Origin of the sequence: Pseudomonas sp. D4002, assembly GCF_013385665.1 — a bacterium.
Lineage (GTDB): Bacteria > Pseudomonadota > Gammaproteobacteria > Pseudomonadales > Pseudomonadaceae > Aquipseudomonas.
On the sequence record NZ_JACAPN010000010.1, the window covers coordinates 20,415 to 33,562 of the forward strand.

At 62.6% G+C, this 13,148-nt stretch carries 14 protein-coding genes; 11 read left to right on the forward strand and 3 right to left on the reverse strand.

What is annotated here, in order from left to right:
• Positions 1-94 precede the first annotated feature (94 nt).
• The 3 genes from feaR to paaY all read right to left on the reverse strand — a co-directional run bounded on the left by feaR (position 95) and on the right by paaY (position 2,661).
• Entirely contained in the window at positions 95-1,009 is a 915-nt protein-coding gene (feaR, locus tag HX824_RS04075; RefSeq protein WP_003208881.1) for a transcriptional regulator FeaR, read from the reverse strand.
• Between the two features lie 76 nt (positions 1,010-1,085).
• Positions 1,086-2,009, reverse strand: coding sequence for a phenylacetic acid degradation operon negative regulatory protein PaaX (gene paaX, locus HX824_RS04080; protein ID WP_063029029.1), 924 nt, complete (start codon positions 2,007-2,009; stop codon positions 1,086-1,088).
• 61 nt (positions 2,010-2,070) lie between these two features.
• A complete protein-coding gene (gene paaY / locus HX824_RS04085; RefSeq protein ID WP_003208885.1) occupies positions 2,071-2,661 on the reverse strand; it encodes a phenylacetic acid degradation protein PaaY in 591 nt (196 codons plus the stop codon).
• 361 nt (positions 2,662-3,022) lie between these two features.
• Between paaY and paaG the strand changes: the two genes are divergently transcribed.
• The 11 genes from paaG (at position 3,023) to HX824_RS04140 (ending at position 13,134) form a co-directional block, all read left to right on the forward strand.
• Complete coding sequence (paaG, locus tag HX824_RS04090) at positions 3,023-3,814, forward strand: 2-(1,2-epoxy-1,2-dihydrophenyl)acetyl-CoA isomerase PaaG (RefSeq protein WP_003208887.1); 792 nt, start codon at positions 3,023-3,025, stop codon at positions 3,812-3,814.
• 14 nt (positions 3,815-3,828) lie between these two features.
• The gene (gene paaI / locus HX824_RS04095; protein WP_177054164.1) at positions 3,829-4,278 is read left to right on the forward strand and encodes a hydroxyphenylacetyl-CoA thioesterase PaaI; all 450 of its coding nucleotides are present in this window, start codon (positions 3,829-3,831) and stop codon (positions 4,276-4,278) included.
• Positions 4,271-5,482, forward strand: coding sequence for a 3-oxoadipyl-CoA thiolase (pcaF, locus tag HX824_RS04100; protein WP_177054165.1), 1,212 nt, complete (start codon positions 4,271-4,273; stop codon positions 5,480-5,482). Before paaI ends, pcaF begins: the two co-directional genes overlap by 8 nt.
• Before the next feature lie 101 nt (positions 5,483-5,583).
• Positions 5,584-6,909 carry a phenylacetate--CoA ligase PaaK gene (paaK, locus tag HX824_RS04105; RefSeq protein ID WP_102368711.1) on the forward strand — a complete coding sequence of 442 codons (1,326 nt, stop codon included), beginning with the start codon at positions 5,584-5,586 and terminating at the stop codon, positions 6,907-6,909.
• A 413-nt stretch (positions 6,910-7,322) separates the two neighbouring features.
• Positions 7,323-8,312 carry a 1,2-phenylacetyl-CoA epoxidase subunit PaaA gene (gene paaA / locus HX824_RS04110; RefSeq protein WP_003208897.1) on the forward strand — a complete coding sequence of 330 codons (990 nt, stop codon included), beginning with the start codon at positions 7,323-7,325 and terminating at the stop codon, positions 8,310-8,312.
• Between the two features lie 27 nt (positions 8,313-8,339).
• On the forward strand, positions 8,340-8,621 hold the full coding sequence (gene paaB / locus HX824_RS04115) for a 1,2-phenylacetyl-CoA epoxidase subunit PaaB (RefSeq protein ID WP_003208899.1): 282 nt from the start codon (positions 8,340-8,342) through the stop codon (positions 8,619-8,621).
• 8 nt (positions 8,622-8,629) lie between these two features.
• On the forward strand, positions 8,630-9,391 hold the full coding sequence (paaC, locus tag HX824_RS04120) for a 1,2-phenylacetyl-CoA epoxidase subunit PaaC (protein ID WP_003208901.1): 762 nt from the start codon (positions 8,630-8,632) through the stop codon (positions 9,389-9,391).
• Positions 9,378-9,911, forward strand: coding sequence for a 1,2-phenylacetyl-CoA epoxidase subunit PaaD (gene paaD / locus HX824_RS04125; protein ID WP_003208903.1), 534 nt, complete (start codon positions 9,378-9,380; stop codon positions 9,909-9,911). The genes paaC and paaD overlap by 14 nt, the downstream gene beginning before the upstream one ends.
• A gap of 33 nt (positions 9,912-9,944) precedes the next feature.
• Positions 9,945-11,021 (forward strand): 1,2-phenylacetyl-CoA epoxidase subunit PaaE, encoded by a 1,077-nt coding sequence (paaE, locus tag HX824_RS04130; protein WP_003208905.1) that lies wholly within the window; start codon positions 9,945-9,947, stop codon positions 11,019-11,021.
• Positions 11,022-11,182: 161 nt separating this feature from the next.
• Positions 11,183-11,491, forward strand: coding sequence for a DUF485 domain-containing protein (locus HX824_RS04135; protein ID WP_003208907.1), 309 nt, complete (start codon positions 11,183-11,185; stop codon positions 11,489-11,491).
• Positions 11,488-13,134 (forward strand): cation acetate symporter, encoded by a 1,647-nt coding sequence (locus HX824_RS04140; protein ID WP_003208909.1) that lies wholly within the window; start codon positions 11,488-11,490, stop codon positions 13,132-13,134. Before HX824_RS04135 ends, HX824_RS04140 begins: the two co-directional genes overlap by 4 nt.
• Positions 13,135-13,148 lie beyond the last annotated feature (14 nt).

Consider the following 13,148-nt stretch of genomic DNA (forward strand, 5'->3'; position numbering starts at 1 on the left):
GCGAATGCGGTGTGTCAGTCACCCAATGCATCAACTGAACCACCGCATTCGCGAGCAAGCCCGCTCCCACATTTTTGATCGGCGTATCCCCTGATCAGGCGTGTTGTTTGCGGTACTCACCCGGCGCAATGCCGAACCGTGACTTGAACGCCGTCGAAAAATAACTCGAATCCGAAAACCCCCACGAGTACCCCAGCACCGAAAGCTTTTCCTCCACCCTGGATTGGCGCAGGGATTCAGCACACAAATCCAGCCGTCGGTTCTTGATGTACCGCGCCACCACCAGGCCCTTGCGGGCAAAGATCCGGTACAGCCCGCGCACCGACATCCCCACCTCCCGCGCCAGCCACTCGGGGCACAGCTCTTCGGAGCGAATGTGCTGGTCAATGCACTCCAGCGTCTTGCGGAACACTCGCTCATGGGCGTCGCTGCCCTCGCCCGCCTGGCTGATCGCCGGGCGCAGCAGGTTGATGATCGCCTCCAGCGTCGCCTCGCTTTCCTGCAAGGTCAGGTTGTCTTGCCGGGTGGCCTCCAGAATCAGCTGCCGGGACAGCATCGCCATCGGCGACGTCGCCTCGATCCGGTGCCCGCATTTGACCGGGTTGAAACGCAAGGTCTGCTCCACCAGGTACGACGGCAGGATCAACGACAACTGCCGCGAATTCTCGCTGTAGGTGAAGTCGCTGGGGTGCGCCGCATCGATCAGGGTAATGTCGCCGGCGCGCAACAGCGCCTTGCTGTCACCCTGAGCCATGCCGGCCGTGCCGTCGAGCTGGAACACGGCAAAGTACTTGCCGCCCTCGCCCGCCGCGATTTGGCTGGGGGTACGAAACAGCCGCGCCTGGCAGGCGTCGACAAAGCTGAGTTTCAGCGCGCCGCTCTGGTACTCGCGGATCTGCCCGGAAAAACCATCCCCCAGGATCTGCCCATCGAATGCGCCACAGATCTGATTGATCTGATGGATCCATTGGTCGAACCCATCACAGCGCTGTGCAATTGAAGACATCATGTTCAGGCCTCACGCAGGCTTATTTTTATTCTCTACGCCACATCACTCCACCCGTTCTCCTGAACAGCGTCGCTCCTTACTTCAGGCCTCCGAACCGCCGGTAAAAGCTTTCGCCAACGTCCGGCAACGGGCCGTCGGCAGTTTCCAGCGCGCTGTTCAGCCATTCCTCGGCCTTGGCGTAGATCAACCGGTAAATATTGCGGCACAACTGGCGGGCGGCTCGGCCTTCCCAATCGCCGGGGAGCAATTCATCGGGCAATTGCGGGTCGCGCAGCAGCAGTTTGCGGTACTCATGGATAAGCAGGACCCGTGCCAGGAAACAATCCGAAGGCTGTAGCTGTTCCTGCTCGCGAAGCGCTTGCCAGAGCGGTCGGAACAGTTGGATGAACTCGCTGTAATGGGCCGCCAGCTCCTCGATGTTCCAGCTCTCGCGCACCTGCACCCGCAGGGCCTTGGAGGCCAGTACATCCTGGGCGGTGGTTTCGAAGACGATGGTGTCTTCCTGGGCGCCGAGGTCGAGCAAGGTGGCGTTGACGTCGGCGCGGTCGCTGCGTGGGCAGGCCAGCACGGTCGGGGCAATCGCACCAAAACCTTGCCACTCCAGCTCTTCACGCACTTGTTTGCGCTTGTCCTGGGTCAACTGCGTGAGCATCACCAGGCACCACGAGCCATCCCATGCCGGCACGCTGGAGCTGTAGACCCGCTTGAAGGCCTTGTCGAAACGCCGACGCCCGGCACCGGTCAGGCTGTAGTAGCTGCGGCGCCCGACTTTTTCGGCGGTCAGCCAGCCTTCCTTGGTCAGGCGGAAGATCGAGGTGCGGATCAGCCGTTCATTGATGCCGATGGGTTCGAGCAACTGGATCAGGCTGCCCAGCCACACCGTCCCGCCGTGGGGTTCGATGGCGTCCCCGTACAAGGTGATGATCAAGGAACTGGCGCGAATCGGCGTCTGCTCCTGGAAGCGGGTAATCAGTTGGTTCAGGGGTGTCAGTGACGACATGGGCGTACCGAGGCAAAAAGAGAAAATATACCGTTTTTAGCGGCGTCGGGATGCAGGCGATTCATCTGCCCTTGGGCCGCAGGCCGCTGTCGCTGATGCGTGGGCGATCAGCTTCCGGTGCGCTCAGGGGTGCGCATTCCTGCATCTGCTCCAGGCAACGCTGAGCCAGGCGCTGGTATTCACGGGTGCCGGTTTGTTTCCAGTGCACCTCTTCATCACTGAGGCTGCGCTTGACGCTGGCCGGCGCGCCCATCACCAACGACTGCTCAGGGCACTCGAAACCGGCTTTGACGAACGCCGCCGCCGAGACGAACGAGCGAGCGCCGATACGGGCGTTGTCCATCACCACCGCATTCATGCCCACCAGCGCATCGGTGCCGATCCGGCAACCGTGCAGCACGGCGCCGTGGCCGATATGGCCGTTGCGCTCGACCACCGTATCGCTGTCCGGGAAGCCGTGCATCACACAGGTGTCCTGCAGGTTGGCGCCTTCTTCGAGGACGATGCGCCCGAAGTCGCCGCGCAAACTCGCCAGCGGCCCTACATAGCAATGGGGGCCGATGATCACGTCGCCGATCAGTACCGCCGAGGGATGGACGTAGGCCGTGGGGTCGACCACCGGGGTCAGGCCGTCGAGGCTGTAGCAAGTCATGGGGATTCCTTTTATGGCGTATTCGCAAAGCGATGCCGATCTTGGCTTATTTTGTATCACATCATTTTTACAAGCACAAAGCTGAAAAAGCGTATCGCTTGAATCATGTGTCGCCGTGGCTTGATACGGTGCCGCTGATAATCGACGTAAAGCCAATAAAATAGGGGATTTATCAGGTATTCACCGACCAGCACAGCGAGCAGTTCATTTTCATCAAACTCAAAACAAGACACACCAAATCAATTTTATCATTGCATTTATGTATCACGTTAAAGCTATACTCCGGCAAAACCGGCTGACCACGCCGATCCAATAATGAGCCGGCTGACCGCCGAGCGTGCACCGTGAGGGCCTCACGACCATGAACTTCGAACACATCCTGTTTTCCATCGAGGCCGGCGTCGCCCTGCTCAGCCTCAATCGCCCCGACCAGCTCAACAGCTTCAACACGCAGATGCACGGCGAAGTCCAGCAAGCGTTGAAGCAAGTCCAGGAAAACCCCGACGTGCGCGTGCTGCTGCTGACCGGTGAAGGCCGCGGCTTTTGCGCCGGGCAAGACCTCAGCGACCGCAACGTGGCACCCGGCAGCGCGGTGCCGGACCTGGGCGAATCCATCGAGAAGTTCTACAACCCGCTGATCCGCCAACTGCGCGACCTGCCTTTGCCGGTGATCTGCGCGGTCAACGGCGTGGCGGCCGGTGCCGGCGCGAACATCCCGCTGGCCTGCGACCTGGTGCTGGCAGCACGCTCGGCGAACTTCATCCAAGCCTTCTGCAAGATCGGCCTGATCCCCGATTCCGGCGGCACCTGGACCCTGCCGCGCCTGGTGGGCATGGCCCGCGCCAAGGCGCTGGCCCTGCTGGGCAACCGCCTGAGCGCCGAGCAGGCCGAGCAATGGGGCCTGATCTACCGCTGCGTGGACGACGCCGAATTGCGCAACGAAGCCCTGACCCTGGCCCGCCACCTGGCCACGCAACCGACCTACGGCCTGGCGCTGATCAAGCGCAGCCTGAACGCCAGCCTGAGCAACAGCTTTGACCAACAGCTGGAGCTGGAGCGCGACCTGCAACGCCTGGCCGGGCGCAGCGAGGATTACCGCGAAGGCGTCGCCGCCTTCATGGAAAAACGCAGCCCAAGCTTCAAGGGCCGCTGAAAGGAGCGCACCACATGACCAACCATGAAGCCATGAGCCTGGCCAACCAGTGCGCCCAGGCCATGTTCAGCCGCGATGCCGCCAGCCAGGGCATGGGCATGCGCCTGCTCTCGGTGGCGCCGGGTTGCGCACGACTGGGCATGAGCGTGCGCGCCGACATGATCCAGGGCCACGGCACCTGCCACGGCGGCTACCTGTTTGCGCTGGCGGACTCGGCATTCGCCCTGGCCTGCAACAGCTACAACGACGCCACCGTGGCACTGGGCTGCAGCATCGACTACATCGCCCCGGCCCACCTGGGCGACACCTTGAGTGCCGATTGCCGCGAGCAAAGCCGCTCGGGTCGCACCGGCAACTACGACGTCCGTATCGAAAACCAACTGGGCCAGCTGATTGCGCTGTTCCATGGCAAATCCTACAAAGTGCGCGGCACGGTGCTGGCGCAGGAGAATCCGAATGAATGACGCCTTGATCATCGACGCAGTCCGCACCCCGATCGGCCGCTACGCCGGCGCCTTGAGCAGCGTGCGCGCCGACGACCTCGGAGCGGTGCCGCTGCGCGAACTGCTGCGCCGCCACCCGCAAGTGGACTGGAGCAGCGTCGACGATGTGATCTACGGCTGCGCCAACCAGGCCGGCGAAGACAACCGCAACGTGGCGCGCATGTCGGCGCTGCTGGCCGGGCTGCCGGTGAGCGTGCCGGGCACCACCCTCAACCGTTTGTGCGGCTCGGGGCTGGACGCCATCGGCAGCGCGGCCCGGGCGATTCGCTGTGGCGAGGCTGGCTTGATGCTGGTGGGCGGCGTGGAATCGATGTCCCGGGCACCGCTGGTAATGGGCAAGGCCGAACAGGCGTTTTCCCGCGATGCGCAGCTATATGACACCACCATTGGCTGGCGCTTCGTCAACCCGCTGATGAAAAAGGCCTACGGGATCGACTCGATGCCGGAGACCGCTGAAAACGTCGCCGAGCAGTTCAATATCTCCCGCGCAGACCAGGACGCGTTTGCCCTGCGCAGCCAGCAACGTGCAGCCGCCGCCCAGGTCAGCGGGCGCCTGGCCAGGGAAATCGTCGCGGTGGAAATCCCCCAGCGCAAAGGCCCGGCCAAGGTGGTGGAACACGACGAACATCCCCGCGGCGACACCACCCTTGAACAACTGCAGAAACTCGGCACGCCATTCCGCGAGGGTGGCAGCATCACCGCCGGCAATGCGTCCGGGGTCAACGACGGCGCCTGCGCCCTGCTGCTGGCCAGCGCGGAAGTTGCCAAGCGTCACGGCCTGGTCGCCCGCGGCCGGGTGGTGGCGATGGCCACCGCCGGCGTGGAACCGCGCATCATGGGCATCGGCCCGGTGCCGGCGACCCGCAAGGTGCTGGAACTGGCCAACCTGAGCCTGGCGGACATGGACGTGATCGAGCTCAACGAAGCCTTCGCCGCCCAGGGCCTGGCGGTACTGCGCGAGCTGGGCCTGGGGGACAACGACCCACGGGTGAACCCCAACGGCGGCGCCATCGCCCTCGGCCATCCGCTGGGGATGAGCGGCGCACGGCTGGTAACCACCGCCCTGCATGAACTGGAAGATCGTGGCGGCCGCTACGCCCTGTGCACCATGTGCATCGGCGTGGGCCAAGGCATCGCGCTGATCATCGAGCGCCTGTCCGACTAAAGATTCGCGATTCCCGGGGAGCCTAGCGGTATCCTTGGGGCATGCACTCAAAGCCCACGGTGTGCGGTGGGCTGATACACAAAAATAATTCGAGTGAACTCATGAACATGCCTATTCCAAACGCCGTGCTTAACCCTGTGCTGGACCCGCTGGAAACCGCCAGCGTCGACGAACTGCGCGCCCATCAACTGGAGCGCCTGCGCTGGAGCCTGCGCCACGCCTACCAGAATGTGCCGCTGTACCGTCAGCGCTTCGACGCGCTGGGGGTGCACCCGGATGACATCAAGTCCCTGGACGACCTGGCCAGGTTCCCGTTCACCACCAAGGGCGACCTGCGGGACAGTTACCCCTACGGCATGTTTGCCGTGCCGATGAACGAGGTGGTGCGCCTGCACGCTTCCAGCGGCACCACCGGCAAGCCGACGGTGGTGGGTTACACCCAGAACGACATCGACACCTGGGCCAATGTGGTGGCCCGCTCGATCCGCGCGGCCGGTGGGCGGCGTGGCGACAAGGTGCATATTTCCTATGGCTACGGGCTGTTCACCGGCGGCCTTGGTGCCCACTACGGCGCGGAACGCCTGGGTTGTACGGTGATTCCGATGTCCGGCGGGCAGACGGAAAAACAGGTGCAACTGATCAAGGATTTCCAGCCGGACATCATCATGGTCACGCCCTCGTACATGCTGAACATTGCCGATGAAATCGAGCGCCAGGGCATTGATCCACAGAAGCTGGCGTTGCGACTGGGGATCTTTGGGGCCGAGCCGTGGACTGCCGAGCTGCGCAGTGCAATCGAGGCGCGACTGGGGATTACGGCGCTGGATATTTACGGGCTGTCGGAAATCATGGGGCCTGGGGTGGCCATGGAGTGTGCGGAAACCAAGGATGGCCCGACCATTTGGGAGGATCACTTCTACCCGGAGATCATCGACCCGGTGACGGGTGAGGTGCTGCCGGACGGGCAGATGGGTGAACTGGTGTTTACCTCCTTGAGCAAGGAGGCGCTGCCGATGATTCGCTACCGCACCCGGGATTTGACGCGGTTGCTGCCGGGGACTGCGCGGCCGATGCGGCGGATCGACAAGATCACCGGGCGCAGTGATGACATGCTGATCATTCGCGGGGTTAATGTGTTTCCCACGCAGATCGAGGAGCAGGTGCTTAAAATAAAACAGCTTTCAGAGTGTTATGAGATACATCTGTATCGTAATGGCAACCTGGACAGTGTGGATGTGCATGTGGAGCTCAAGGCTGAGCATCAGCACCTCAATGATGAACAACAGAAAGCCGTTTCCAGCGAACTGAGCAGGCACATCAAGACGTATATCGGGATCAGCTCGCGCATCGTTTTGCAGCCGCTGCATTCGATCAAGCGGTCTGAGGGCAAGGCTTGCCATGTGATGGATCGTCGCCCTAAGGCATGACTGCTGCACCTTTTTGGCCCCGCATTTGCGGGGCTTTTTTTTGCTCGTTTTTTGGGGTGGGGGGTAGAGCACCAGCAAAATCAAAGGCGCACACGGTTCAAATGTGGGAGCGGGCCTGCTCGCGAAGGTCGTTAACGATGACGCGGGCATCCTGATTCAACGCGGCGCACTCAGGTTCTTCGCGAGCAAGCCCGCTCCCACATAAAGCGGCCCTGTTTTTTGCCTACTGGCCCTGCTTACCACGATGACCGGGAACCCTATGCCGCCGTTACCGTAGCGACAGATATCTGCTCCCTTCCCGCAAAGCGATACAAAATCAAATAACGACACGTAATTTTGTGTTTGATATTAATTTCCGTATCGCTTATAAAGTCCTCCATGCCTACGACAAAACACAAGGCGGGAGACCCCCCATGTACGCACAGCTTGTAGAAACCGGAGTAAAGCGCATCAAGGACCTCTCCGAGATGTCCGACCAGGAACGCGCCTTCCAGGAAAAAATCGACGCCGAAATCAAGATCGAAGCCAAGAACTGGATGCCCGACGCCTACCGTCAAACCCTGATCCGCCAGATCTCCCAACACGCCCACTCGGAAATCGTCGGCATGCTGCCCGAGGGCAACTGGGTCACCCGCGCCCCCACCCTCAAACGCAAGCTGCAACTGATGGCCAAGATCCAGGACGAAGCCGGCCACGGCCTGTACCTCTACAGCGCCATGGAAACCCTGGGCGCCGACCGCGACGAAGAAATCGCCAAGCTCCACAGCGGCAAGGCCAAGTACTCCAGCATCTTCAACTACCCCACCCTGAACTGGGCCGACATGGGCGCAGTAGGCTGGCTGGTAGACGGCGCCGCCATCGTCAATCAGGTGGTACTGCAGCGCACCTCCTACGGCCCCTACTCCCGGGCCATGGTGCGCATCTGCAAGGAAGAAAGCTTTCACCAGCGCCAGGGCTACGAACTGCTGCTGACCATGATGCGCCAGGGCACCCAGGCGCAAAAAGACATGGTCCAGGACGCAATCAACCGCCTCTGGTGGCCATCGCTGATGATGTTCGGCCCCAGCGACGAACACTCCCCCAACAGCGCCCAGTCCATGGCCTGGAAAATCAAGCGCCAGAGCAACGACGAACTGCGCCAGCGCTTCATCGACCAGACCATCCCGCAGCTGGAGCTGCTGGGCTGCACCTGCCCCGACCCGGACCTGAAGTGGAACGCCGAACGCGGCCATTACGATTTCGGCGAGATCCAGTGGAGCGAGTTCTACGAAGTGCTCAAGGGCAACGGCCCGTGCAACCAGGAACGCGTCGCCACCCGCCGCAAGGCGATTGAAGACGGTGCCTGGGTACGCGAAGCCGCCGTCGCCCACGCCCGTAAAAAACAGAACAAGAACGCCGCCTGATCGGCCACCTGATGTGGAGTCACCGTTATGTCTGAATGGACCCTGTTTGAAGTCTTCGTGCGCAGCAAGCACGGCCTGAATCACAAGCATGTGGGCAGCGTGCATGCCGCCGACACCACCATGGCCATCGAGAATGCCCGGGAGCTGTACACCCGCCGCAGTGAAGGCGTGAGCCTGTGGGTAGTGCCTTCCGCGCTGATCACCGCCTCGTCGCCGGACGAGAAAGACCCGCTGTTCGACCCGGCCGATGACAAGGTCTACCGCCACGCCAGCTTCTACGAGTTGCCGGCCGAAGTCGGGCATATGTGAGGTCGACCATGAACCCTGAAACCGATCTGATCGAATACCTGCTGCGCCTCGGCGACAGCGCCCTGATCCAGGGCCAACGCCTGTGCCAGTGGTGCGGCCATGCGCCGGCGCTGGAAGAAGAACTGGCGCTGATGAACGTCGGCCTCGACCTGGTGGGCCAGGCGCGCAACTGGCTGGAATACGCCGCCGAGCTGCTGGACGACGGGCGCGACGCCGATCACCTGGCCTTCCGCCGGGATGAGCGGGCCTATCGCAACCTGCTGCTGGTGGAACAACCCAATGGCGACTACGCGGTGACCATCCTCAAGCAATTCCTGTATGACGCCTGGCACTTGCCGGTGTTGAGCGGCCTGGCCCAATCCAGCGACGAACGCATCGCCGGCATCGCGGCCAAGGCGGTGAAGGAAGTCACCTATCACCTGCGCCGCTCCGGCGAGTGGGTGGAGCGCCTGGGAGACGGCACCGAGGAAAGCCATAAACGCATGCTCGCGGCGATCCCCGAGCTGTGGCGGTTCACCGTGGAACTGACCGGCGCCGACGACAGTGAACAGCGCCTGCACGCCGCCGGCATTACGCCGGACGCCGCTCAGGTTGCCGCAGCGTGGCAGACCCAGGTCAGCGAAATCTTTACCAGCGCCACCCTGCCCCTGCCGCCTGCTGCGAGCTATTTCTACCTGGATGCACGCCGCGGTTTGCACAGCGAGCACCTGGGAATTTTGTTGGCGGAAATGCAGTTTTTGCCCCGAGCGTACCCCGATGCAACCTGGTGAACTGATCGCCAGCGACCAGGGCGCACGCCCGGCGCAACCCACCGACCTGGCTGCCGCGTGGGCCACCCTGGCGCAGGTCATGGACCCGGAAGTGCCGGTGGTGAGCGTGGTCGACCTGGGCATAGTGCGCGACCTGGACTGGCAGGCCGGCCACTTGCATGTGGTGGTCACGCCGACCTACTCCGGCTGCCCCGCCACCGAAGTGATCGAGGGCGACATCCGCGATGCATTGGAGCTGGCAGGTTTCCGCGCGCCGCAACTGGAACGCAAGCTGACCCCGGCCTGGACCACCGACTGGATCACCAGCAGCGGCCGCGAACGCCTGCGGGCCTACGGCATCGCACCGCCCCAAGGCAGTAGCAGCAAACGCAGCCTGCTGGGAGAAAGCCCGGTGATTGCTTGCCCGCAATGCGGCAGCACCCACACCGAAGTGCTCAGCGAATTCGGCTCCACCGCCTGCAAGGCGCTGCACCGCTGCCGCGATTGCCTGGAACCGTTCGACTATTTCAAGTGCATCTGAGGGGCCAGCGGCCCGCTTGGTTGGAGAACAACAATGAGCAAATTTCACAGCCTGACCATCAAGGATGTGCGCAACGAGACCCGTGACGCGGTGTCCATCGCCTTCGAGATTCCGCAGCACCTGCAAGACAGCTTCCACTTCACCCAGGGCCAGCACCTGGTGATGCGCACCCAGCTGGATGGCGAGGAAGTGCGCCGTTCCTATTCGATCTGCACCGGGGTCAATGACGGTGAACTGCGCATCGCCATCAAGCGCGTGGCCGGTGGACGGTTCTCCGCCTTTGCCAATGAGCAGCTCAAGGCCGGGCACAGCCTGGAAGTGATGCCGCCCGCCGGGCATTTTCATGTGGACCTTGATCCGGCTCGCCACGGCCATTACCTGGCAGTGGCGGCCGGCAGCGGTATCACGCCGATCCTGTCGATCATCAAGACCACCCTGCAAACCGAGCCCCACAGTCGCGTGACGCTGCTGTACGGCAACCGTTCCAGCTCCGGCGCGCTGTTTCGCGAACAGCTCGAAGACCTGAAGAACCGCTACCTGCAGCGCCTGAACCTGATCTTCGTGTTCAGCCGCGAGCAGCAGGATGTCGACCTCTACAACGGCCGCATCAATGCCGAGAAGTGCGAGCAACTGTTCTCCCGCTGGCTCGACGTGAAAGCCCTCGACGCGGCCTTTATCTGCGGCCCGCAGGAGATGACCGAGACCGTGCGCGACAGCCTCAAGGCCAAGGGCATGGCGCCGGAGCGCATCCATTTCGAACTGTTCGCCGCCGCCGGCAGCCAGCACAAGCGCGAGGCCCGCGAAGCGGCGCGGCAAGTGGATGCGGCGGTCAGCCAGATCACGGTGATCAGCGATGGCCGCGCCCTCGCCTTCGACCTGCCCCGCAACACTCAGAGCATCCTCGACGCGGGCAATGCCCAGGGCGCCGAGCTGCCGTATTCGTGCAAGGCCGGCGTGTGCTCCACCTGCAAATGCAAAGTCATCGAAGGCGAAGTGGAGATGGACAGCAACCACGCCCTCGAAGACTACGAAGTGGCCGCCGGCTATGTGCTGTCGTGCCAGGCATTCCCGGTCAGCGACAAGGTGGTACTGGATTTCGATCAGCTTTAAGGACACACCGCTCCCCTGTAGGAGCGAGCTTGCTCGCGAAGATCGTTAACGATGACGCGGGTAGCCTGAATCAACGCGGCGCCCTCAGGTTTTTCGCGAGCAAGCTCGCTCCTACAGGACGCAGGTTTAACCACAACAACAATAAAAAGGAGCACACCACCATGACCCCCGACGATATCGAGCGCATCCGTCGACATCCCGATTTCATCCAGTTGGTACGCCGCAAACAGAACCTGTACTGGTCGCTGTCGCTGATCATGCTGGTGATCTATTTCGGGTTTGTGCTGTTGGTGGCGTTCTCCCCGGCTACCCTCGGGCAGTCGTTGAGCGGTGGCGTGACCACCGTGGGCATGCTGGTGGGTGTGGTGATTGTGCTGCTGGCGTTCGCGCTGACCGGCTTTTATGTGTACCGCGCCAACCATGTGATCGACCCGCTGAACGACAAACTCAAGCAGGAGTGCACAGCATGAGCCGGCTGGTAGCGTGGTTTCTCCTGCCGCTGGCATTGGCCACGGACCTTGCAGTCGCCGCCGACGGCGCATCCCGGCCACTGAACTGGAACGCCATCGGCATGTTCCTGGTGTTCGTGCTGTTCACCCTCGGCGTGACTCGCTGGGCCGCCCTGCGCACCCGTTCCGCCAGCGACTTCTACACCGCCGGCGGCGGCATGAGCGGCTTCCAGAATGGCCTGGCGATTGCCGGCGACATGATCTCGGCGGCGTCATTCCTCGGCATCTCGGCGATGATGTTCCTCAACGGTTATGACGGCCTGCTCTACGCCCTGGGCGTGTTGGCCGGCTGGCCGATCATCCTGTTCCTGATCGCCGAGCGCCTGCGCAACCTGGGCAAGTACACGTTTGCCGATGTGGTGTCCTACCGCCTGGAGCAGACCCCGGTGCGCCTGACCTCGGCCTTCGGCACCCTGACCGTGGCGCTGATGTACCTGGTGGCGCAGATGGTGGGCGCCGGCAAGCTGATCGAGCTGCTGTTCGGCATCGACTACCTGTACGCGGTGATGCTGGTGGGCGTGCTGATGGTGTTCTACGTGACCTTCGGCGGCATGCTCGCCACCACCTGGGTGCAGATCATCAAGGCGGTGATGTTGCTGTTCGGCACCACCTTCATGGCATTCATGGTGCTCAAGCACTTTGGTTTCAGCACCGAGGCGATGTTCGCCGGGGCCACCGCCGTGCATGCCAAGGGCAGCGCGATCATGGCGCCGGGGGGCTTGCTGTCGAACCCGATCGATGCGATTTCCCTGGGGCTGGGCATGATGTTCGGCACCGCCGGGTTGCCGCATATCCTGATGCGCTTCTTTACCGTCAGCGACGCCAAGGAAGCGCGCAAGAGCGTGTTCTACGCCACCGGTTTCATTGGCTACTTCTACCTGCTGCTGATCATCGTCGGCTTCGGCGCCATCGTCATGGTGGGTACTGACCCAAGCTTCCGGGATGCCAACGGCGCGATCATCGGCGGCGGCAACATGATCGCCGTGCACCTGGCACAGGCCGTGGGCGGCAACCTGTTCCTCGGGTTCATTTCGGCGGTGGCCTTCGCGACCATCCTGGCCGTGGTCGCCGGGCTGGCGTTGTCCGGCGCGTCGGCGGTGTCCCACGACCTGTATGCCTGCGTGATCCGCAAGGGCCAGGCCAGCGAGCAGCAGGAAATCCGCGTGTCGCGCATCGCCACGCTGTGCATCGGCGTGCTGGCGATCATCCTCGGCCTGCTGTTTGAGTCGCAGAACATCGCGTTCCTGTCCGGCCTGGTACTGGCAATCGCCGCCTCGGTGAATTTCCCGGTGCTGTTCCTCTCGATGTACTGGAAGGGCCTGACCACCCGTGGCGCGGTGACCGGCAGCCTGGCGGGACTGGTCTCGGCCATCGTGCTGCTGGTGCTGAGCCCGGCGGTGTGGGTCAACGTACTGCATTACGACAAGGCGCTGTTCCCCTATTCCAACCCTGCCCTGTTTTCCATGAGCCTGGCGTTTTTCAGCGCCTGGGTCTTTTCCGTCACCGACCGCTCGCCCCGCGCTGCCGTTGAACGCGGGCGTTACCTGGCGCAGTTCATTCGCTCCATGACCGGCATTGGTGCCGCAGGCGCCAGCAAACACTAACTCTCATTTTCCAA